We start from the raw sequence: 19,884 nt of genomic DNA, 5'->3' as shown, positions 1-19,884 counted from the left end.
GCCGCGTTCGTTCACATTCTCGTTTCAGGCCGCGAACGCATTGGCCGAAAGAAGGCGCGAATGTCCTGGACCAGAAGATTCGGTTCCTCCAGCGCAGCGAAATGGCCGCCGCGCGGCATCGGCGTCCATCGCTGCACGTCGAAGACCCTCGCCACCCAGGAGCGCGGCGGCATTGGCAACTCGCGGGGGAAAAGCGCTACCCCAAGTGGCGGCGAAACGCGTTCCTGCGCCTTGAACGCAAGAGGGGAGAGCCGATTCTCCTTGTAGAGCCGCAAGGATGAGGTGAGCGCATTGGTGAACCAGTAGAGAGAAACGTCCGTAAGGAGCGCGTCCATGCCAAAGGCGCGTTCCACGTCACCGTCGCAATCGCTCCAGGAACGGAACTTCTCGATCATCCAGGCTGCGAGGCCGATCGGCGAGTCAGTCAGCGCATAAGTGAGCGTCTGAGGCTTCGTGCCCTGCAGATGGGCATAGGCACCCTCTGTTGCCGCCCAAGCCGCAGCCTTGTCCAGAAAGGCCTGTTCCTCAACGGTGACAGGCGGCTGATCTGCACCCAAGGGTGGCCGATAGCTCCCGGGAATGTAATTGACGTGGACGCCAAGCACGTTTTCAGGAAAGAGCCGTGCCATCCAGGCGGAGACGCCGGCGCCGATGTCGCCGCCCTGACAAGCGAAGCGCTCATAGCCGAGCCCGCACATCAACTGCACCCATAGCTCCGCGATGCGGCCGGAGTGGAAGCCGGGTTCCGTCGGCGCCTGCGAGAAGCCGTATCCGGGCAACGAGGGAACCACAACGTGGAAAGCGTCGGCCGGGTCACCACCATGGGCAGATGGATCCGTCAGCAATGGAATGATGTGTTCCATTTCGATGAAGGAACCGGGCCAGCCATGCGTGATGATCAGCGGCAGCGGCGCCGGTCCGGTGCCCAGCTGGTGGACAAAATGGACATCCAGGTTGTTCACCCTAGCCAGATATTGCGGCAGCCTGTTCAGCCGCGCCTCTTGCGCTCTCCAGTCGAAGCGATCTCGCCAGTAATCCGCAAGGCGCTCCATGAACGGCAGGTCGGCCCCATCGTTCCAGCCTGTTTCGATTAGCGGAACTGGCCATCGCGTTGCGTGAAGACGGTCCTGGAGCTCCTCAAGTTGTTCGTTCGGAATCTGGATATTGAAGGGGCGAGCGTCCATCGCCGTGCTTCCGAGTTGTTGGATCATGTCAGTCTACACCAGCAAGAGGATATCGGCCGAGCCATGATCGCCAAACCCACTGCACTTTGGCCGATATGCATCAAGGCGCCTTCGACAGCATCCAGTTGAGCGTGCCGCGCCAGTCGGTCATGCGGATCGGGGTGCCATGGGTGCCGGTCTCGAAACGGACGAAGCGGGTCGGATACGGATAGGCTTTCGATCTGGCGATGATCGAGCGGAAAAATGCTTCCTGCTTTTCGATCGGGAAAACCACGTCATGGCTGCCCTGGCCGAAGAAGACCGGGACGTGACGCTTGAAGGCGGGGCTTGCCAGGAAACTCTCGTCCCATAGCGAGCCGAGCAGCAGCAGCCCGTTGATGCGCCGGCCGGCATCATTGCGGGCGGCGAGCTTCCAACACAGGGCACCGCCCATCGAGCCACAGGCGACGAAGATCTTTGCGCCCGGTGATTGTTCGGCATAGTGATTGATCAGGGCCGCCACCTGCGCGGCGCCGGTGTCACCGAAATCGGAAAAATCCGGGCTGAGGTAGAGGCCGCCATTGCCGGCCATCAGGTTCTTGAGTCGGTTGAAATTGCCGCCGAAGGTGAAGTCGTCGACGCCTTGCTTGCGGCTGCCGCCCTGCCCGTGCAGATAAAGCACGATGATGCCGGCGCCCTCGGTCTTGCCGACGGCAATATGCCTGACATCGCCGGCATCGGTCTTCAAGAGCAGGTCCTGCTGCACCTTGCGAACGCCGGTGTCGGTGTATTGGGCGTTCACCCGGCGCTCCGGCACCTGGTCACGCTGGTTGATGTCGCGCATCTCGCGATAGTCGATGACGGTGTAAGCACCATTGGTGTCGGACGACAGCGTGGCCGGATAGGCGAAGAGATCGTCCTTGAAGGGTTTTAGTTCGAGCGCATTGGCGTGGGTGGCTGAAGAAACCAAGAAAAGCATTGCTGTGAGGAACGCGCGGCACGCCCCCCTCTGGCCTGCCGGCCATCTCCCCCTCAAGGGGGGAGATTGGATGCGCCTTCGGCTTTCGCCAATCTCCAAAGTTGCAGATCGAGCACCATCGGCGAAACTGCCGATCTCCCCCCTTGAGGGGGAGATGGCCGGCAGGCCAGAGGGGGGTAAAAGCGCCAACATGGAAGATGAAGTCATCCCCTGGCATGCGTAATTCGGCTCGGGTTTGTCAATCCTGCAGCACGCCGCCGGCGCTTTCCAGCGCCTCGCGGGTGTCGACATCGACAGACGCCGCCGCACCGATCTCGACATCGATGACATCGAGCCCTTCGGTCTCGACCAGATGGCGTGCGCCGGTGTCGCCTTCCAGATGGGCGATCGCCGGAAACAGCGAACGCGGCAAAAGCACCGGGTTGCCGCGCTTGCCATTATGTGTAGCGCGAACCACCGAATTGCCGCCGGCCTTGCGGAAGGCGTCGATCAACCTGTCGAGATCGTCGGACGCGACTCCCGGCATGTCGCCGAGAACGATCATCACACCGGCGGAGCTCTCGGGCAGATAGGCAATGCCGGCCTTCAGCGAGGTGGACAGGCCCTCGGCAAAATCGGGATTGTCGGCGAAGGTCACGTCGAGGCCCGCCAGAGCGGCGCGCACCCGCTCGCGCTGATGGCCGGTGACGACAATCGTGCCGGAAGCCTTCGAGCCGAGCGCCCGCTCGGCGGTGCGTTGCACCAGCGGCTTGCCGTCGAACAACGCCAGCAGCTTGTTGGGTCCGCCCATGCGGCTCGACCGACCAGCCGCCAGCAGCACGATGCCGACCTTGAGCTGGCTTTTCGCCGGCAGCGGTTCGCGCGGCTGCGGGCGTGTCGGGATCTCCATCAGCAGCCCGCCGACCCCCATGCCGGCAATATCCTTGGCAGTCACGTCAAGGCCGGCGATCAACCGATCCAGAACCCAGTCGAAGCCGTTCTCCTTGGGACTGCGGGCGCAACCGGGCGCGCCGATGACGCGCTTGCCGTCGAGCGTGCCGAGCACCAGCAGATTGCCGGGATCGACCGGCATGCCCGCGCGGATGACAGTCCCACCTGCCCTCTCGATGGCCGCCGGAACCACGTCGGCGAAATCGCTCATCGCCGAGGCGCCGAAGATCACCACCATGTCGTTGTCTCGCGCCAGCGAGGCCGTGGCTTCCGCCACCGGTGCGATCTCATGCGGCGTACGATGCTCCGCCGTCAGCCTGCCGCCCGTGCGCGCCAGCCGCGCTTCGGTAACGCGCAGCGTCTTGTCCAGCACACTTGGCTTGATGCCCGGCAGAACCGTCTGGATGACGCCGACACGCACCGGCTGGTAGGCATTGACGACAAAGATCTCGCCACCGGCGCAGATTTTTGTCGCAGCATCGACCAGGGCCGAACTGACCGCGAAGGGAATGATCTTCACCGTCGCGACCATCTGGCCTTTCTCGACCGGCGCATGCTGCGCCAGCGTGGCGATGGTGATGGCCGGATCGATGGCATTGAGGGCGTCAACCATCGCGGCATCGACCGTGAAGATACCCGACGCGTTGGCATGGAGATTGACCCGCCCGGTCGCGGCCGACCTGACCTCGATGCCGCGAAAGGCCATACCCTCGGAGATCGCCTGCGCGGCGGCATCCTCGCTGAGGTCGTCGGCAGCCAGCACAGCCGCAACGACCTCAGAAATACCGGCGGCCCGCAACAGCGCCACGTCTTCGGCGCTCAGCCTGTGCGCCTTGCGGAAGCGCCGTTCACCAGCGGTGGTGGCATGCGCCAGCACCGCGCCTTCAGCCGCCTCGATCGGGATAGGCCCGAATTTCACGCCGCCGCGCCCGTAGAGCGCCGCGCGTCCTTTTGGACGCGCAAAGGACGCTCTGCTATTTTGAATCTACGCATCGTGCTTTTCCAAAATCGATTTCGATTTTGGGGCCGATGCGGAGGCATCGAGACCACGCGAGCGAAAGGCGTGGATCGCTTGCGCCAGCACCGCAACCGCGATCTCAGCCGGACTGGCAGCACCAATATCGAGCCCGATCGGCGCGTGAATACGAGCGATCTGATCGGCGGTTGCGCCGAGCGCCAGCAGGCGTTCGACACGCTTGGCATGCGTCTTCCTGCTGCCGAGCGCTCCGACATAGAAGCAGTTCGCATCCAGCGCCGCCTTCAGCGCGAAATCATCGATCTTCGGGTCATGGGTGACGGCGGCAAGTGCGCTGTAGCTGTCGAGCGGCTGGCGCTTCAGAACATCCTCCGGCCATTCGGCATGGAGCGCCACGTCGGGAAAGCGGTCCGGCGTGGCGAAAGCGGTGCGGGGGTCGATGATCTCCACGGGGTAACCGGCGATTTTCGCCATCGGCGCCAGCGCCTGGCTGATGTGAACCGCGCCGATCACCAGGAGACGCGGCTGTGGCAGATGTGCATTGAGAAAGAAGGTTCGTCCTTCGGCCTCGACCGAACCGGAATTGCCTGTGCGAAACGCCCTGGCGATCGCGGCGCCGAGATCGCCTGCGACCTGATCGCCTTCGCGCACGATCCGGTCGCGGCCGTCACCGAGATCGGTGACCAGGATCGCTGCGCGGCGAGCGCGGCGTTCGGCGTTGAGCGTTTTCAGCGCATAGGGATCCATCCGAGATCAGCCCAGTCTTTCCACATAGACCTTGATACGGCCGCCACAGGACAGGCCGACCTGCCAGGCGGTTTCGTCGGCAACACCGAACTCCAGCATTTTTGCCTTGCCGCTGTCGATGACGTCGATCGCCTCGGTGACAACAGCGCCTTCGACACAGCCGCCCGAGACAGAACCGTGGAAATTGCCGTCGGCGTCGATGACCAGATGGCTGCCTGCAGGTCGGGGCGCGGAACCCCAGGTCTCGACCACTGTTGCGATGGCCACGTCCTTGCCGTCCTTCATCCAGCCTTCCGCGATGATCAAGGGGTCGCGGGCCTCATCCAGATAAATGCTGTTTTCCATGACCGTTTCTCCAGAAGTCTGTTTTTCTCGAGGATCTGTTTTTCGGATGAGAAAGATATGGTTATGCGGCATGCCTCGCGCCAGCGTGCATCCATCGGCGCGGATCAACGGATTGTGCCGACTTCTTGTCCAGCGACGCGCAGAGATCGGCCAGCGCATCGAGATTGTGCACCGAGCGGAACTCGTCGACATGCGGCAGCATCGCCTTGACGCCGCGGGCGCGCGCCTGGAAGCCGTCGAAACGCAGCAACGGGTTCAGCCAGATCAGCCGCCGGCAGGATTTGTGCAGGCGCTCTATTTCCTCCGACAGGCCGGCGACATCGTCGCGCTCCAGCCCGTCGGTGATCAAAAGCACGACCGCACCCTGCCCCAGCACGCGGCGCGACCATATCAGGTTGAACTCGGCCAGCGTGTCGCCAATGCGGGTGCCGCCCGACCAGTCCCTGACCGCAGTCGAACAATCGGCAAGGGCGGCATCGGGGTCGCGATGGCGCATCTGACGGGTCAGGTTGGTCAGCCGGGTGCCGAAAACGAACGTGTGCACGCGCCGGCGTTTTTCCGTCAGCGCATGCAGGAAATGCAGGAAGATGCGCGTGTACTGGCTCATCGAGCCGGAAATGTCGGCCAGCACAACCAGCGGCGGATGAACTTCGCGAGCTGAGCGGAATTTCGGCAGGATCAGTTCGCCGCCGGTGCGCGCGGCTGAACGCATCATGGCGCGCGGATCGACGCGGCGACCCTGCGCGTCGGCTTTGAAGCGCCGCGTTCGCACCATGTCGAAAGGCAGCCGCAGCTGCGCGATCGCCTTCTTTGCGTCGGCCATCTCGGTCGCGTTCATCTGGGCAAAATCCTTGCCTCGCAGCACCTCGTTGCCGGAAAAAGTGAACCGGGCGTCGACCTCGATCTCAGGGATTTCCTGGGCTGGCTGGCTCTTCTGGTGGCCTTCGAACATCGCCTGGCTGACGCGGTTCTCGGCTGCGCGGGGCTTCTGCTTTTCCCTGTTGTCAGGCGCCACCGGCGAAAACATCGCCAGCATCTTTTCGATCAGTTCACGCGATTTCCAGAACAGCCGGAAGGCTTCGTCGAAAATGGCGTGATCCTCATGCCTGGACACCAGCACGGCGTGCAGCGTCCAGTAGAAATCGTCACGCGAGCCGATGCCAGCGACGAGAACCGCCTCGATGGCATCCTTGACCGAGGCGGGCCCGACCCGCATGCCGGCCTTGCGCAGAGTGCGGGCGAAATAAACGATATTGTCGGCGATCCGCCCGTCGGCCTTCGCTTGTTTCGGCTCCTGGATCGGCATCGCTTACTCCGCCGCCGAAAGCTCGGCCTTCACCTCGTTGAGGATGCGCCGGCCTTCGCCCTGTTCGATGCGGGCAATGTCGTCCTGGTATTTCAACAGCACGCCGATCGTGTCGGATACGGTTTCCGGATCGAGCGCCACCTTGTCGAGCTCGGTCAGCGCGCCGGCCCAGTCGATGGTTTCGGCGACACCCGGCACCTTGAACAGCTCGATCTGGCGCAGCTTCTGGATGAAGGAGACCACTTCGGCCGAAAGCCGTTGATTTGCCTGCGGTACCTTGCGGCGCACGATTTCCAGCTCGCGCTCGGCATTGGGGTAGTCGACCCAGTGATAGAGGCAGCGCCGCTTCAGCGCATCGTGGATCTCGCGGGTGCGGTTGGTCGTGATGATCACGATCGGCGGCTCGTCCGCCTTGATGGTGCCGAGTTCAGGCACCGTGACCTGGAAGTCCGACAGGATTTCGAGCAGGAAGGCTTCGAACGCCTCGTCGGTGCGATCGAGCTCGTCGATCAGGAAGACCGGAGCAGCCCCCGCCTTGCCGGTCAGCGCATCGAGCACCGGGCGGCGGATAAGATATTTTTCGGAAAAGACGTTGCGCTCCATGGCGGAGCGCTCGACCTTGCCGACCGCCTCCTCCATGCGGATCTCGATCATCTGCGCGGCGTAGTTCCACTCATAGACGGCGGACGAGACGTCGAGGCCTTCATAGCACTGCAGGCGGATCAGCCGACGGCCGAGCGCCTGCGCCAACACCTTGGCGATTTCGGTCTTGCCGACGCCGGCCTCGCCCTCGAGGAACAGCGGCCGCTTCATGCGCAACGACAGGAACAGCACGGTCGCCAGCGACCGATCCGCCACATAATCCGCGCCGGTCAGGAGATCGAGCGTCTCGTCGATCGTCCGCGGCGCGGCGCGCGGTTTCAGCTCGGTCATTCTTTCTCCGTGAAAGCCGGCGCTCCGCTTTCCAGAACGTGGTAGCCGCGGGCGTGGTAGATCAGCGGCCGCAAATTATCGCCCATCCGAAGGCCTGTCACCTTGCCAAAAAGCACACGATGCGTGGCCAGGTCCTTGGTGTCGATCAATTCGCAGTCGAACACGGCGAGCGCACCCTTCAGAGTTGGCGCGCCGGTGGAGATCACGTCCCATTCGCCAAGCGCGAAGCGCTCCTCGACCGGCAGGCCGGTGATGCCGGAAAACCCGATCGACAGCGGCTCCTGGTGCGAGGCCAGGGTGTTCAAAGCAAATTTGCCGTTTTTCACGAACGGCTCATTCTTGGGATTTTCGCGGTTGAGACAGACCAGAATGGTCGGCGGGGTGTCGGAGACCGAACAGGCCGCAATCACCGTCGCACCGCGCTTGCCGGCCGGCCCATCGGTGGTGACAACATGGACGTGGCCGGCAAAATGGCTCATGGCGTCGCGGTAGGCCTGCGGCCCAATTTCGTTCTTCTTCAGCACCGTATATTTTCCATGGTCAGGATCCTACCGACATATATGGCCATACATAGCCTGCCACAAGCGAAGTGCTTGAGCCATATCCCGAAATTCGCGTGTTGCACCAAGGTCGGGCAGGCTTTAGGTCTTGGCGATAAATAGGTGCCAGCAGCATAAGACCGGCACAGAGGACCTCATCGCTAGAATGCGACCCAGGACAAGAACGATAGCGGCGCTGTTCTGGCTGTTTCTGGCCAGTGATGCGAATGCCCAGACGCTGGTGGTCGGCGTCTCAGCGCCTCTCTCTGGACCATCGGCCATTCTCGGCAAGCAGATCGAGGCCGGCACTGGTCAGGCGGCCCTAGCGAACGGCATAGAACTCAAGATCGTGGATGACGCCTGCACTGCGGACGGAGGCGCTGCCGCGGCCAGGGAATTCGTCGCAGCCAAGGTCAATGTCGTGGTCGGATTCCTTTGCACCGAGGCGATCGAGGCGGCGATGCCGATCCTCAGGGATGCCAACATTCCAGTCATTACCGTTGGCGTGCGAACCGAAAGCCTGACCGACCGCCGCGCCAAGACAGGCTGGCCGGTCTTTCGCCTCGGGCCACGCGGCGACGATGAGCGCAACGCCGTCGCCTCCACCCTCACTCATCTGTGGCAAGGCGAGTTGTTCGCCGTCATCGACGACGGCACCATCTATGGCCGCGAAATCGCCGAGACGTTGCGGGCGGCCGCCGAGCAGGCAGCGCTGAAACCGGTATTCGTCGACACGTTCCGGCCGCAGCTCGACAATCAGATTGGCATGATCGGCCGGCTGAAGAAGGCCGGCGCCACGCATGTGTTTGCCGGCGGCGACGGCGACGACATAGCCATCATGGGCCGCGATGCCGCACAGCTCCAGGCCGGCATCGTCTTTGCCGGCGGGGAGAACCTCCGCACACCGACCGGCGACGTACCCTATGCCGTGGGAACATTGATGATCGCACCGCCGGAATGGGCCGATGTCGCCGACCCCAAATTATTGTCGGCCTTTGCCACGCAGAAGGTCGTGCCCGACGGTTATACGCTGCCCGCCTACGCGGCGATCGAGATCGCCAAAACGGCGTCAACCTTGTCCGAGGGCTCGGGCAAGCCACTGACCGAGGCCCTGACCGGACAGGATTTCACCACTGCGATCGGGCAGATCCGATTTGACGCAAAAGGCGACCTCAGCCAGAGCCCCTACCGCGTTTTCCGGTTCGACGGCACGCGCTTTGCGCCTTTGGAAAGCAACTGATGTTTCGCACCGGCCCGCGCAACCTGATCACCGACGTTGCCGGACTGCGCGTCGGCAATGCGTCCGATGCCAAGCTGAAATCCGGCGTGACGACCGTGCTCTGCGACGAACCGACGGTGGCCGGCGTTCAGATCCTGGGCGGTGCGCCGGGCACCCGTGAGACCGACCTGCTCGAACCGCACAATTCGGTCGATGTGGTGCACGCCGTAGTGCTTTCGGGCGGTTCGGCTTTCGGCCTCGACGCTGCATCCGGCGTGCAGGCGGCGCTGCGCGAATGCGGCATCGGCCTGGAGGTCGGAGGCTTTCGCGTGCCGATCGTGCCGTCGGCGATCCTGTTCGACCTGCGCAATGGCGGCGACAAGGATTGGGGCCTTTATCCACCCTACCGCGAGCTTGGCTATGAAGCAGCGCAAAACGCCGCTGCCGATTTCGAGCTCGGCACCATTGGCGCCGGCACCGGTGCGCTGACTTCGGGGCTGAAGGGCGGCCTCGGCTCGGCTTCGACGCTGCTGGACAACGGCATCACCATCGGTGCGCTGGCCGCCGTCAATCCGACCGGCTCGGCAACCATCAGCCGAACTCGCCATTTCTGGGCAGCACCGTTCGAAATCGGCGACGAATTCGGCGGCCTTGGTTATCCCTCGCCGATGCCGGACGACGCGAAGCGGATCCTGCTGAAATACCGCGACAAGCACATGGGTAGACAGATGGAGACCGGCGGCAACACCACCATCGCTATCATCGCCACCGACGCGGTTCTCACCAAGGCTGCCGCAAAGCGCCTGGCAATCTCGGCGCATGACGGCTTCGTGCGCGCCATCTGGCCGACGCACACGCCGGCCGATGGCGACCTGGTATTCGCGCTGGCAACTGGCACGAGTGGCATCGAACTCACGGCCGACGCGGCAATCGACCTCTATGCCGCAGCCGGCGCCACAATGGCGCGCGCCATCAGCCGCGGCGTGTTTGCCGCGACGCCGGCCGAAAACGATCTGTTTCCGGTCTGGTCATCGCGCCTGAGATAAACAGAGGCCCTCGATCATACCCGATCGGATTTTTCTTCCTCGAAGGTCACCGCGACATCGGAATTCGCGGACAGCCACACCTTGTTGCCGTCGACCTCGGCAATGAGGCTCACGGGAACATAATGGTGATGGCCCTTGTGAGCGCCCTTGCCGCTATCGGCCTTAATCAGCTTGATGCGCTGACCATCGACCTTGTCGACGGTGCCGACATGCACGCCATCGGCGCCGACGACTTCCATATGCTCACGAATTTTGCTGGTGTCGGTCATGGTGGTTCTCCATTGGGACTGCCGACGATAACAAATGACGGGCCGATTGGATGCATCGGGCTTTGGCACTGCGCGACGTTTTGATTCCGTCGTGGTAGTGGATGGAGGCGATCACGGCCGAGGGGTGAAGAACCGATGCGAATGCTCTTTCTGTTTGCCGTTGCCCTGCTTGGACAGTTTGTGACATCGATGGCTGCCCGTGCCGGCGACGTTGCCCAACTTGAAATCCTGGGCTTCACCAAGGACGGCAGTGTCTTCGCTTTCGAGGAATATGGCGTGCAGGACGGATCGGGCTTTCCCTATGCCAACCGCTATTATATCGACACCAGCACCGACAGCTTTCTCAAGGGCACGCCGATCCGGGTACGGCTCGAGGACGAGAACGCCAAACTGGAAGCAGTGCGCCTTCAGGCCCGGCAAAAGGGCGAAGCCATTGTCGGTGAGGCGGAACTGAGCGCCAACCGCGGCATAACAGCTGGTTTCAACCCGGTGACCGAGCTTTCGGCCGATCCGCACCGGATAGCGGTCAACCCGCGCCCGATCTTCTCCCCGGTCGATCAGCCGCTCGAGTTCCGCCTCGATGAGCTGGGCATGAACAACACCGAAGGCTGCCAGAGCCAGGGCGAGATCAACGGTTTTCGCTTGCTGCGTATCGAGGCACAGGATGGTGGCACCACCAAGCTGCTGCACGAGGACAAGGCGGTACCGAAAAGCCGGGGCTGCCCGAACGGCTATCGCATTGGCGCCGTGCAAACCTTTTCAATGGACAGTCTCAGCGCCTATGCGGTGCTGATCGCGGTGCGCCAATACGGCTTCGAGGGGCCGGACTTTCGCTGGATCGCGGTGACCGGCCGCCTGTGACATCCCCTGTTCAAACTGCCAGGCGCAATCGCGCCCTGAATCGCCTTCGCCACGCGATGCCGGAACTTCGCATCGCGTTTTTCGGCGCCTTGTTGTGGGCGGTGACGATGGGTGCCAGCGCGCTCGTCAACTTGTTCTTGGACAACTGGGAGACCCCGGCGAAAATCCGCATTGTCACCCTCCTGTTTGCTGTGGGAGCTGCGCTGGCCTTTCCGATCGGCCTGTTTGCCGCGAAGCTGGTCTCGCAGGGCAGGCGCTGGGAAGTCGCCTTCGCAGCAGCCTTCGTGTGCCTTGCCGCAGCAACGGTCGGCCTGACCTCTGGGTTGTTTGCCCTGCAGTACCGCTCCTACTATGCCGAGTGGCATGCACCTGCCTTCACCCACACCTGGGCCCTCCAGTTCGTCTTCACGACCTTGATTGCGCTCTACCAGTTCGTGGTGCTGGGCATCCGGCTTTATTTTCCGCTTGGTTTCGTGGCCTTGTTTGCCGCGAGCGTCTGGTTTGCGCGCCAGCAGCGTTGAGCATTTTGCTCGCCTCTGTTAGGACGCGGGCAAACCTCTCGATACGTCAGGACTGACCGATGATCCCTCGCTATTCCCGGCCGGAAATGGTCGCCATCTGGTCGCCCGAAACCCGGTTTCGCATCTGGTTCGAAATCGAAGCCTATGCGTGCGATGCGCTGGCCGAACTCGGCGTCATCCCCAGGGAAGCGGCCAAAACCATCTGGGAAAAGGGCAGTGCTGCAAAATTCGATGTCGAGGCGATCGACGAGATCGAGCGCGTCACCAAGCACGACGTCATCGCCTTCCTGACCCATCTTGCCGAATTCGTCGGGCCGGACGCCCGTTTCATCCACCAGGGAATGACCTCGTCGGACGTGCTCGACACCTGCTTTGCCGTGCAGCTTACCCGCGCCAGCGACATCCTGCTCGCCGACATCGATGGCCTGCTCGCAGCGCTCAAGCGCCGTGCGTTCGAGCACAAGGACACCGTCACCATCGGCCGCAGCCACGGCATCCATGCCGAGCCGACCACCTTTGGCGTCAAGCTGGCGCAGGCCTATGCCGAATTCTCGCGCTGCCGCGAGCGCCTGGTGCATGCGCGCGAAGACATTGCCACCTGCGCGATTTCGGGCGCGGTCGGCACCTTCGCCAACATCGACCCCTATGTCGAGGAACATGTGGCGGCAAAGCTCGGCCTGAAGCCCGAGCCGGTCTCGACGCAAGTGATCCCGCGCGACCGCCACGCCATGTTCTTCGCCACGCTCGGCGTCATTGCCTCGTCGATCGAACGGCTGTCGATCGAGATCCGGCATCTGCAGCGCACCGAAGTGCTGGAGGCGGAAGAGTATTTTTCGCCGGGCCAGAAGGGCTCGTCGGCAATGCCGCACAAGCGCAACCCGGTGCTGACCGAAAATCTCACTGGTCTTGCCCGCATGGTCCGGTCGATGGCGCTGCCGGCGATGGAGAATGTGGCGCTCTGGCACGAGCGCGACATCTCGCACTCCTCCGTCGAGCGCATGATCGGGCCGGACGCCACGGTGACGCTCGATTTCGCGCTGTCACGGCTGACCAGCGTCGTCGACAAGCTGCTGGTCTATCCCGACAACATGCTGAAGAACATGAACAAGTTCCGCGGTCTCGTGCATTCGCAGCGCGTCATGCTGGCACTGACGCAGGCCGGCCTGTCGCGAGAAGACTCCTACCGGCTGGTGCAACGCAACGCCATGAAAGTGTGGGAGCAAGGCGCTGATTTTCTTGAGGAACTGCTCGCCGACAAGGAAGTGACCGCAGCGCTGCCGGAAGCTGAAATCCGCGAGAAATTCGACCTCGGCTATCACACCAAGCATGTCGACACGATCTTCAAGCGGGTGTTCGGAGAAGCCTGAGACGCGCTTTCTACCCGCACGATACGGGAGAAAGACGCTCTCGCCAAAATAGCAATCAGGCTTTGCCGGGAACAGTCCTGATCACCGTGCCCCAAGGATCTTCGCGGGTAATCGGGCTGGTCACATTGTCTGAACGCATTTCGACCCAAGCCAGACCGGACCTGCTTGGATCGCGGCGACCGGCGCCCGAACTCCGCCAGGCGTTGGCGCCGATGTGGTGGTGGTAGCCGCCGGACGACAGGAACACCGCCTGGCCGCCATATTTGGCCACCGTGTCGAAGCCGAACTCCTGGTTCCACCAGGCCTCGGCGTCTTCCGGTCGGCCGACCCGCAGGTGGACATGGCCGATAATGCTGTTTTCCGGCGCTCCCTGCCAGCCGGCGTCACCCGTCGGCACTTCGGCAACGACCGACGGAATGTTCAATCGCTCTGTCGCCATGGCAATCTTGTCGCCATTCCACTTCCAGTCCTGCGGACGGCGGTCGGCATAGATCTCGATGCCGTTGCCTTCGGGATCGGTCAGATACAGCGCTTCGCTGACCAGATGGTCGGAGGCACCCTCGATAGCGATCTTGTCGGCGATGGCGTGGTTGATCCAGCGGCCGAGATCGGCGCGGCTGGGCAGCAGGAAGGCCGTGTGGAACAGGCCGGCGCTGCGCGGATCATCCGGCTTGGCAGAAGCATCGGCCTCGATGACCAGCAAGGGACGGTTGGCGGCGCCCAACGTAATCGCACCGTCGGCACGGCTCAATTCCTGCAGACCGACGACGCTGCGGTAATATGCGGCAAGACTTTCGGCATCGCGCGCTTTCAACCCAACGCGGGCAACGCTGACCGGCGTGGTGGCGGCAAAGGGCAGTTCACTCATCAAATGCTCCGATCGACCGGCCTGCGGTGAAGCTCCCAAGGCAAGAAGCCCCGCACCGCCAATCATCATACGTCGTGTCAGTTCCAAAAGTGAGGGCTTCCGCACACGGCTGTTTCTTTTCCTGGCCACCTTTCCTCCATCGGTATCGTTCACACAAGACGCGAAGAAGCGAACATCCTGTTCACTATTGTGATCAAGAGCCCTGTTCATGACCCGTTGCACGAAGCGACTTGGCTCGCTATTTCAGGCGCCATGAAGGTCAAGGAAGCAGATATTCTCATCGTGCCGGGCTACACCAATTCCGGGCCCGACCATTGGCAGAGCCGCTGGCAATCGAAGCTGTCGACGGCGCGCAGGGTCGAGCAGGCCGAGTGGTCGAAGCCGGTGCGCGACGACTGGACAACCAGCGTAGCCAAGGCGGTCAACGAAGCCGAGAGGCCGGTCGTACTGATCGCGCACTCACTCGGCGTGGCCACGGCCGTGCAAGCCATCCCGCAGTTCCGCAAGCCGGTTGCCGGGGCCTTCTTCGTGGCGCCGCCCGATGTCGCCAATCCCGAGATCAGGCCGAGGCACCTGATGACCTTCGGCCCCTACCCGCGCGAGCCGCTGCCCTTTCCGTCCATCGTGATCGCCAGCCGCAACGATCCGTTCTGCGCCTTCGATGTGGCCGAGGATATTGCCGGAGCCTGGGGCTCGCTGTTCGTCGATGCCGGCGAGACCGGTCATCTCAACGCGGATTCGGGCTTTGGTCCCTGGCCCGAAGGGTCGATGACCTTCGCCAAATTCCTGACGGACCTGTAATACGTCGCTGTCAAAGCTTCCGCACGGACCCGCCCGGATTGGCCCGGCTGTGCTTGTGTGAACAATAATTTAATGCACATCGGGGTAAGATCTTCGGTGACGGCACACGCTGTTCACCTGGAAGATTATTCTCGTGCGCTAAACGGGCAATTTTCCAAGAAAAAAGGCCCTACTTGCACAAGGATGCTTCACTCGAATTGTTGAGAGGTGTCGCGGCACTCATTGTTCTGAATGGGCACTGTTTGCGTGCTTTTGCGCCGTTGGCGATAGGAGAGGGAGACAAGGCGGCGCAATCGCTCAAGACAAGTCCGGCTTTCATCGCCTTCAATGGCGGCTCCGCCGTCTACTTGTTTTTCGTGCTCTCTTCCTATGTGCTTGTGAAGCGTTATTTTCAGACCCGCGAGGCGCAAGACCTGTGGCTGGGTGCCATAAGACGTTTGCCTCGTCTGGCTGGACCCGTGCTTGTCGTGGTTCTCTTGTCCTGTGTCCTCTTCAAGCTCGACCTGTATTTCTTCGAGGATGCGGCGGCGGTCACCCAATCTGAGTGGCTCGGCAGATTCGGCAATGCTCCAAAGGTGCTGTCGCGGGAGACAGCGAGTTTCTCCGATGCGTTCCTGCAAGGGGCCTGGCGGTCGTTCATTTACGGCGACAAATATTATGACAGCAGCCTGTGGACCATGACGGTCGAGTTCTGGGGCAGCATGCTGACCTTCGCGCTCGCCCCGATCGTCTTTTTCTTCCATGGCCGCGGGACGCTGGTATCCTGGTTTTGCATAGCGACAGGCGCATTCCTGGCGGTACAAGTCAGCTACTTCTTTTGTGCCTTTCCGGCCAGCCTCCTGCTCTATCCGCTTCTCGCCATGGGATTTCGTCCGAATCCCTGGGTGAGAGGCGCCATGGCGATGATTTCCCTGACGCTGCTGGGTTATGCGGGGGATCCGGTAGGCATATATCGGCCCTTTGCACTGCTTGAGGCTATGGTGTCCGATGATGTAGGCCTGCGGCAATCCTGCGTGGCCATTCCGGCCAGCATCATGTTGGTCTATGCCGTGCTGAGTAGGGATGAGCCGCCATCATGGTCTTCGGGCAAGGCAGCACGTTTCCTGGGCGATCTGTCCTTCCCACTCTATCTCGTGCATGTACCCGTCATCTGCTCGCTCGGGTCATGGGTCCTGCTGGCCAGCGGCTCCGCCGCGCTCGGCGCCGCCGCCGCCATACTGGGTTCGATCCTCGCGGCATTGCCGCTGATGGCCTTCAACAATTGGTGGGTCCGTGCACTCGGCGTCCTGTTCAACAAATTCAGACGCAGCACACCGGCCGCGGCGATGACCGCGGCAGCGCGGGCCTGACGACACGATGCTGCAGCGACAATTGGGCTTGTAGCGACAATTGGTCCGTTCGGGTTCAGGACCCGATCGAATCCCTGACGCTGTTGATCAGGGCTTTTGCACCGAGTCCGATCAGCGCGTGTTCCGATCCCATGGCCAGCAGCCGGTAGCCCATCGATACGACACGACCGGCAATTGTCGGGTCGACAACATAGATCGCCGCATATTTGCCGGCCTTGCGGGTGCGCTCGGCGACCGACGCCACTGTCTCCATCATGCTTTCCAGTGTGGAATCGACCGTGGCGCCATTGCTCCAGGCGATCGAGAAATCCGATGGGCCGAGGAAGATGCCGTCGATGCCAGGCGTGTCGAGAATGCCATCGAGCGCATCGAGGGCGGCGCGCGTTTCGACCATGGCGAAGGCCAGCACGCGCCGGTTGGTGTCGCGCAGCCATTCGGCCTGGTCGCCCTTGCCGTGGCGTGGAAAGGCGTAGGTCGGGCCCCAGGAACGCTCGCCGACCGGCGGGTATTTCATGGCGGCGGCGAACAGTTTGGCGTCAGCCACCGAATTCACCATCGGCGCAATGACCGCCTCGGCGCCAAAATCGAGCGCACGGCTCGCCATGTCGAAACGTCCGACCGGAATGCGCACCAGCGCCGGCTTTCCGGCAGCGAGCACCGGCACCAGCCCACGCAGCACGCTATCCTCGTGATGGCCGCCATGCTGCATGTCGAGCGTGACGGCATCAAAGCCCTGCTTGGCGACGATTTCGACGGTCAGGGCATCCGGCACGCCGGACCATGCGGTGAACAGCGTTTCATCGGCTGCAAGACGGGACTTCAGGGACATCTAATCGCTTCCTTGTTAACGACAGCAGTTTCAGCCGGAAACCGCGGCAAAGGCAAAGAAAAACCGCCCGGATAGGCCGGGCGGTCGATTGGTCCAGTCATTCTTTGGTCTGTCGCAGGTTTTCTGTCGCAAAGCCGTTGGCCACTTTTGCGGAACCTGCTTCGGCCGGATCAGGTGTTCTTGATCTCTTCGATCGCCTGCGCCATCAACTCGTCCATGGTGCGGCGGATCTGATGGTCCGACTGATCTACGCCGGCGGCATCGAAATCCTTTCGGATCTTGCGGAACACGTCGTGATCGCCGGCTTCCTCGATGTCGGAAACGACCACTTCCCTGGCATAAGCGTCGGCGTCGGTGCCGGACTTTCCAAGCTTTTCGGCGGCCCACAGGCCGAGCGCCTTGTTGCGGCGCGCCGAGGCCTTGAACCGAAGCTCCTCGTCGAAAGCAAATTTGCGCTCGAAGCCCTCTTCGCGGTCTTTCATGCTGCTCATGGCGTCCCTCCGGGTCAAATTCGATTCGTTGGCGGTGGATATGTGTGTTGCCAAAGCACAAACCAAAAGGTCGCGGGCCGGTCAATACGCTTCGTCGCATGCTGCGCTGCGGCATTTCGGTCCCGAAAGCGGTTGATTGGAAGGATTTGCCGATTGAGCAAACGATGTGATTGGGATAGACCCGGCATTGAACCCTACCGTAAGCCGCACTATTTCAGGCAGACGGACAGGAAATGGCCAATTGCCGCTGTCCGGAACCCCAGAGAAAAAATCAGATGAAAAATCGCCGCCGCATTTATGAAGGCAAGGCCAAGATCCTCTATGAGGGACCCGAGCCGGGTACGCTCATCCAGTTCTTCAAGGACGACGCCACCGCGTTCAACAAGAAGAAGCATGAAGTCGTCGACGGCAAGGGCGTGCTCAACAACCGTATTTCGGAGCACATTTTCAACCACCTCAACCGCATGGGCATCCCGACCCATTTCATCCGCCGGCTCAACATGCGCGAGCAGCTGATCAAGGAAGTCGAGATCATTCCGCTCGAGGTGGTCGTGCGCAACGTCGCCGCCGGTTCGCTGTCCAAGCGCCTCGGTATCGATGAAGGCACCGTTCTGCCGCGCTCGATCATCGAATTCTATTACAAGGCCGACGCGCTCGACGATCCGATGGTATCCGAAGAGCACATCACCGCGTTCGGCTGGGCGAGCCCGCAGGAGATCGACGACGTCATGGCGCTGGCCATCCGCGTCAACGACTTCCTCTCCGGCCTGTTCATGGGCGTCGGCATCCAGCTCGTCGATTTCAAGATCGAATGCGGCCGCCTGTTCGAGGGCGACATGATGCGCATCGTTGTCGCCGACGAGATTTCGCCGGATTCCTGCCGCCTGTGGGACGTGGCGACGCATGACAAGCTCGACAAGGACCGCTTCCGCCGCGACATGGGCGGCCTCGTCGAAGCCTACCAGGAAGTTGCCCGCCGCCTCGGCATCATGAACGAGAACGAGCCGCCGCGCCCCACCGGCCCGGTGCTTGTCGCCTCGACCGACGGCCTCAAAGGCAAGCCGCACTGAATAGTGGCTTGCAACCCGATAGTCAGAACAGGAGCACGTCCAGCGTGATCAAGGCCCGCATTACCGTCACACTCAAGAACGGCGTGCTCGACCCGCAAGGCAAGGCGATCGAACACGCGCTGTCCGGACTGGGTTTTGGCGGCGTCGGCGCGGTACGGCAGGGCAAGGTGTTCGACGTCGAGCTGGCGGAAAGCGACAAGGCCAAAGCCGAGGCGGACCTCAAGGCGATGTGCGACAAGCTGCTGGCGAATACGGTGATTGAGAATTATAGTGTAGCGATTACCTGAGGTTGCGCCGGAGGCACTATGCCGGAAGTCACGAATGAGCTGATGTACGAGCTTCTTAAGCGCGTGCATCATGAAATTGGTGAACTTCGTCAGGATGGTTCCGAGACGAAGCGGGAATTGAATGTGATGCGGGGTCACATGGTGGCGACGCAAAGCGATATCCATAACATTTATGGCATTCTCGCCCGTCAGGACGAGCGCCTCGAACGCATAGAACGACGCCTCGACTTACGCGAACTCGCCGAAAACCAAAGGCCTTTCGAACCGAAATGAAATCAGCTGTCGTCCTTCTGCCTGGCCTCAACCGCGACCGTGACATGATCGCGGCGCTGACCAAGATTTCGGGAAAGCCGCCGATCACTGTCTGGCAGACCGACACTGAAATCCCCGATGTCGACCTGATCGCCATTCCCGGCGGTTTTTCCTTTGGCGATTATCTGCGCTGCGGGGCGATTGCCGCGCGCATGCCGGTCATGCGGGCGGTGGCCGAAAAGGCAGCCGCGGGCGTGACAGTCATCGGCGTTTGCAACGGTTTCCAGATCCTGGTCGAGGCCGGCCTGCTGCCGGGCGCCTTGATGCGCAACACATCGCTGAAATTCGTCTGCCGGCAAGTGAAGCTTGAGATCACCAACGCCAACACCATGTTCACCCGCCGCTACCAGCCAGGCCAGATCATCCGCACGCCGGTTGCGCATCATGACGGCAATTACTTCGCCGACGCCGACACGCTTGCCCGCCTCGAAGGCGAAGGCCAGGTGGTGTTCCGCTATGCGGACGGCACCAACCCCAACGGCTCGATCAACGACATTGCCGGCATCATCAACGACCGCGGCAATGTGCTCGGCCTGATGCCGCACCCGGAAAACCTGATCGAAGCAGCCCATGGCGGTACCGACGGCCGTGGACTGTTCGAAAGTGCGCTTGGCATCGCCGCCTGACCTCTTCGAGGCAAGCGTCTTGAAAACATCCGGACATTCCTGTCTCTTTG

General features: G+C 62.0%; 23 protein-coding genes. 11 read left to right on the top strand and 12 right to left on the bottom strand.

The window, feature by feature from the left end:
- Positions 1 to 11 precede the first annotated feature (11 nt).
- The 8 genes from NKI20_RS21745 to NKI20_RS21710 form a co-directional block, all read right to left on the bottom strand.
- Positions 12 to 1,184: an epoxide hydrolase family protein gene (locus tag NKI20_RS21745; protein ID WP_352834069.1), complete on the bottom strand. Its 1,173-nt coding sequence runs from the start codon at positions 1,182 to 1,184 to the stop codon at positions 12 to 14.
- Positions 1,185 to 1,284: 100 nt separating this feature from the next.
- Positions 1,285 to 2,142 (bottom strand): alpha/beta hydrolase, encoded by an 858-nt coding sequence (locus NKI20_RS21740; protein ID WP_352726614.1) that lies wholly within the window; start codon positions 2,140 to 2,142, stop codon positions 1,285 to 1,287.
- A gap of 238 nt (positions 2,143 to 2,380) precedes the next feature.
- Positions 2,381 to 3,991: an NTP transferase domain-containing protein gene (locus NKI20_RS21735; protein WP_352485710.1), complete on the bottom strand. Its 1,611-nt coding sequence runs from the start codon at positions 3,989 to 3,991 to the stop codon at positions 2,381 to 2,383.
- A 66-nt stretch (positions 3,992 to 4,057) separates the two neighbouring features.
- A complete protein-coding gene (locus NKI20_RS21730) occupies positions 4,058 to 4,795 on the bottom strand; it encodes an XdhC family protein (protein WP_352834064.1) in 738 nt (245 codons plus the stop codon).
- 6 nt (positions 4,796 to 4,801) lie between these two features.
- Complete coding sequence (locus NKI20_RS21725; protein ID WP_352629110.1) at positions 4,802 to 5,140, bottom strand: XdhC family protein; 339 nt, start codon at positions 5,138 to 5,140, stop codon at positions 4,802 to 4,804.
- A 61-nt stretch (positions 5,141 to 5,201) separates the two neighbouring features.
- Positions 5,202 to 6,446: a vWA domain-containing protein gene (locus NKI20_RS21720; protein WP_352834061.1), complete on the bottom strand. Its 1,245-nt coding sequence runs from the start codon at positions 6,444 to 6,446 to the stop codon at positions 5,202 to 5,204.
- A gap of 3 nt (positions 6,447 to 6,449) precedes the next feature.
- Complete coding sequence (locus tag NKI20_RS21715) at positions 6,450 to 7,379, bottom strand: AAA family ATPase (RefSeq protein ID WP_352602640.1); 930 nt, start codon at positions 7,377 to 7,379, stop codon at positions 6,450 to 6,452.
- Positions 7,376 to 7,903, bottom strand: a complete 528-nt coding sequence (locus tag NKI20_RS21710; RefSeq protein WP_023759506.1) for a flavin reductase — start codon at positions 7,901 to 7,903, stop codon at positions 7,376 to 7,378. The genes NKI20_RS21715 and NKI20_RS21710 overlap by 4 nt, the downstream gene beginning before the upstream one ends.
- A gap of 181 nt (positions 7,904 to 8,084) precedes the next feature.
- Between NKI20_RS21710 and NKI20_RS21705 the strand changes: the two genes are divergently transcribed.
- Both NKI20_RS21705 and NKI20_RS21700 read left to right on the top strand, forming a co-directional pair.
- The gene (locus tag NKI20_RS21705; RefSeq protein ID WP_352602643.1) at positions 8,085 to 9,158 is read left to right on the top strand and encodes a branched-chain amino acid ABC transporter substrate-binding protein; all 1,074 of its coding nucleotides are present in this window, start codon (positions 8,085 to 8,087) and stop codon (positions 9,156 to 9,158) included.
- Complete coding sequence (locus tag NKI20_RS21700) at positions 9,158 to 10,183, top strand: P1 family peptidase (RefSeq protein WP_352834056.1); 1,026 nt, start codon at positions 9,158 to 9,160, stop codon at positions 10,181 to 10,183. Before NKI20_RS21705 ends, NKI20_RS21700 begins: the two co-directional genes overlap by 1 nt.
- Before the next feature lie 14 nt (positions 10,184 to 10,197).
- Here the strand turns inward: NKI20_RS21700 and NKI20_RS21695 are convergent, their stop codons facing one another.
- On the bottom strand, positions 10,198 to 10,452 hold the full coding sequence (locus tag NKI20_RS21695; protein WP_023759509.1) for a DUF2171 domain-containing protein: 255 nt from the start codon (positions 10,450 to 10,452) through the stop codon (positions 10,198 to 10,200).
- 135 nt (positions 10,453 to 10,587) lie between these two features.
- Between NKI20_RS21695 and NKI20_RS21690 the strand changes: the two genes are divergently transcribed.
- From NKI20_RS21690 to purB, 3 genes are read left to right on the top strand one after another with little or no spacing between them, the layout of a single operon-like run.
- Positions 10,588 to 11,313: a DUF2259 domain-containing protein gene (locus tag NKI20_RS21690; RefSeq protein ID WP_352834052.1), complete on the top strand. Its 726-nt coding sequence runs from the start codon at positions 10,588 to 10,590 to the stop codon at positions 11,311 to 11,313.
- 56 nt (positions 11,314 to 11,369) lie between these two features.
- Positions 11,370 to 11,834, top strand: a complete 465-nt coding sequence (locus NKI20_RS21685; RefSeq protein ID WP_352834049.1) for a hypothetical protein — start codon at positions 11,370 to 11,372, stop codon at positions 11,832 to 11,834.
- A gap of 59 nt (positions 11,835 to 11,893) precedes the next feature.
- The gene (purB, locus tag NKI20_RS21680; RefSeq protein ID WP_352834046.1) at positions 11,894 to 13,201 is read left to right on the top strand and encodes an adenylosuccinate lyase; all 1,308 of its coding nucleotides are present in this window, start codon (positions 11,894 to 11,896) and stop codon (positions 13,199 to 13,201) included.
- Positions 13,202 to 13,256: 55 nt separating this feature from the next.
- Here purB and NKI20_RS21675 read toward each other — a convergent pair whose 3' ends face one another.
- Positions 13,257 to 14,069, bottom strand: a complete 813-nt coding sequence (locus tag NKI20_RS21675) for a VOC family protein (RefSeq protein ID WP_352834043.1) — start codon at positions 14,067 to 14,069, stop codon at positions 13,257 to 13,259.
- A gap of 252 nt (positions 14,070 to 14,321) precedes the next feature.
- On the opposite strand from NKI20_RS21675, the gene NKI20_RS21670 reads away from it, so the two are divergent.
- Together NKI20_RS21670 and NKI20_RS21665 are read left to right on the top strand one after the other, a co-directional pair.
- Positions 14,322 to 14,870: an RBBP9/YdeN family alpha/beta hydrolase gene (locus NKI20_RS21670; RefSeq protein ID WP_352834040.1), complete on the top strand. Its 549-nt coding sequence runs from the start codon at positions 14,322 to 14,324 to the stop codon at positions 14,868 to 14,870.
- Between the two features lie 242 nt (positions 14,871 to 15,112).
- The gene (locus NKI20_RS21665) at positions 15,113 to 16,219 is read left to right on the top strand and encodes an acyltransferase family protein (RefSeq protein ID WP_502898145.1); all 1,107 of its coding nucleotides are present in this window, start codon (positions 15,113 to 15,115) and stop codon (positions 16,217 to 16,219) included.
- 55 nt (positions 16,220 to 16,274) lie between these two features.
- On the opposite strand, the gene NKI20_RS21660 is transcribed toward NKI20_RS21665, so the two are convergent.
- Entirely contained in the window at positions 16,275 to 17,048 is a 774-nt protein-coding gene (locus tag NKI20_RS21660) for an HpcH/HpaI aldolase family protein (protein ID WP_352834034.1), read from the bottom strand.
- Positions 17,049 to 17,218: 170 nt separating this feature from the next.
- Complete coding sequence (locus NKI20_RS21655) at positions 17,219 to 17,539, bottom strand: DUF1476 domain-containing protein (protein WP_023759518.1); 321 nt, start codon at positions 17,537 to 17,539, stop codon at positions 17,219 to 17,221.
- Between the two features lie 275 nt (positions 17,540 to 17,814).
- Here NKI20_RS21655 and purC point away from each other — a divergent pair, with 275 nt between their 5' ends.
- Genes purC through purQ form a run of 4 tightly spaced genes read left to right on the top strand, consistent with a single transcriptional unit; the run spans position 17,815 to position 19,834 of the window.
- A complete protein-coding gene (purC, locus tag NKI20_RS21650) occupies positions 17,815 to 18,609 on the top strand; it encodes a phosphoribosylaminoimidazolesuccinocarboxamide synthase (RefSeq protein WP_023759520.1) in 795 nt (264 codons plus the stop codon).
- 44 nt (positions 18,610 to 18,653) lie between these two features.
- Entirely contained in the window at positions 18,654 to 18,896 is a 243-nt protein-coding gene (gene purS, locus NKI20_RS21645) for a phosphoribosylformylglycinamidine synthase subunit PurS (protein ID WP_023759521.1), read from the top strand.
- An 18-nt stretch (positions 18,897 to 18,914) separates the two neighbouring features.
- Positions 18,915 to 19,169 carry a hypothetical protein gene (locus NKI20_RS21640; protein WP_352602661.1) on the top strand — a complete coding sequence of 85 codons (255 nt, stop codon included), beginning with the start codon at positions 18,915 to 18,917 and terminating at the stop codon, positions 19,167 to 19,169.
- Positions 19,166 to 19,834, top strand: coding sequence for a phosphoribosylformylglycinamidine synthase subunit PurQ (gene purQ, locus NKI20_RS21635; protein ID WP_023759523.1), 669 nt, complete (start codon positions 19,166 to 19,168; stop codon positions 19,832 to 19,834). The genes NKI20_RS21640 and purQ overlap by 4 nt, the downstream gene beginning before the upstream one ends.
- The last annotated feature ends 50 nt before the right edge of the window (positions 19,835 to 19,884 follow it).

Source organism: Mesorhizobium sp. M0830 (assembly GCF_040319965.1).
Lineage (GTDB): Bacteria > Pseudomonadota > Alphaproteobacteria > Rhizobiales > Rhizobiaceae > Mesorhizobium.
The sequence above is the reverse complement of the archived record's forward strand: the minus strand, read 5'-3'. Positions and strand labels throughout refer to the sequence as shown.

Coding starts and splice junctions, on each gene's coding strand:
- NKI20_RS21745 (WP_352834069.1), bottom strand. CDS start 1,184: ATGGACGCTCGCCCCTTCAATATCCAGATTCCGAACGAACAACTTGAG.
- NKI20_RS21740 (WP_352726614.1), bottom strand. CDS start 2,142: ATGCTTTTCTTGGTTTCTTCAGCCACCCACGCCAATGCGCTCGAACTA.
- NKI20_RS21730 (WP_352834064.1), bottom strand. CDS start 4,795: ATGGATCCCTATGCGCTGAAAACGCTCAACGCCGAACGCCGCGCTCGC.
- NKI20_RS21725 (WP_352629110.1), bottom strand. CDS start 5,140: ATGGAAAACAGCATTTATCTGGATGAGGCCCGCGACCCCTTGATCATC.
- NKI20_RS21720 (WP_352834061.1), bottom strand. CDS start 6,446: ATGCCGATCCAGGAGCCGAAACAAGCGAAGGCCGACGGGCGGATCGCC.
- NKI20_RS21715 (WP_352602640.1), bottom strand. CDS start 7,379: ATGACCGAGCTGAAACCGCGCGCCGCGCCGCGGACGATCGACGAGACG.
- NKI20_RS21705 (WP_352602643.1), top strand. CDS start 8,085: ATGCGACCCAGGACAAGAACGATAGCGGCGCTGTTCTGGCTGTTTCTG.
- NKI20_RS21700 (WP_352834056.1), top strand. CDS start 9,158: ATGTTTCGCACCGGCCCGCGCAACCTGATCACCGACGTTGCCGGACTG.
- NKI20_RS21695 (WP_023759509.1), bottom strand. CDS start 10,452: ATGACCGACACCAGCAAAATTCGTGAGCATATGGAAGTCGTCGGCGCC.
- NKI20_RS21690 (WP_352834052.1), top strand. CDS start 10,588: ATGCGAATGCTCTTTCTGTTTGCCGTTGCCCTGCTTGGACAGTTTGTG.
- NKI20_RS21685 (WP_352834049.1), top strand. CDS start 11,370: ATGCCGGAACTTCGCATCGCGTTTTTCGGCGCCTTGTTGTGGGCGGTG.
- purB (WP_352834046.1), top strand. CDS start 11,894: ATGATCCCTCGCTATTCCCGGCCGGAAATGGTCGCCATCTGGTCGCCC.
- NKI20_RS21675 (WP_352834043.1), bottom strand. CDS start 14,069: ATGAGTGAACTGCCCTTTGCCGCCACCACGCCGGTCAGCGTTGCCCGC.
- NKI20_RS21670 (WP_352834040.1), top strand. CDS start 14,322: ATGAAGGTCAAGGAAGCAGATATTCTCATCGTGCCGGGCTACACCAAT.
- NKI20_RS21660 (WP_352834034.1), bottom strand. CDS start 17,048: ATGTCCCTGAAGTCCCGTCTTGCAGCCGATGAAACGCTGTTCACCGCA.
- NKI20_RS21655 (WP_023759518.1), bottom strand. CDS start 17,539: ATGAGCAGCATGAAAGACCGCGAAGAGGGCTTCGAGCGCAAATTTGCT.
- purC (WP_023759520.1), top strand. CDS start 17,815: ATGAAAAATCGCCGCCGCATTTATGAAGGCAAGGCCAAGATCCTCTAT.
- NKI20_RS21640 (WP_352602661.1), top strand. CDS start 18,915: ATGCCGGAAGTCACGAATGAGCTGATGTACGAGCTTCTTAAGCGCGTG.
- purQ (WP_023759523.1), top strand. CDS start 19,166: ATGAAATCAGCTGTCGTCCTTCTGCCTGGCCTCAACCGCGACCGTGAC.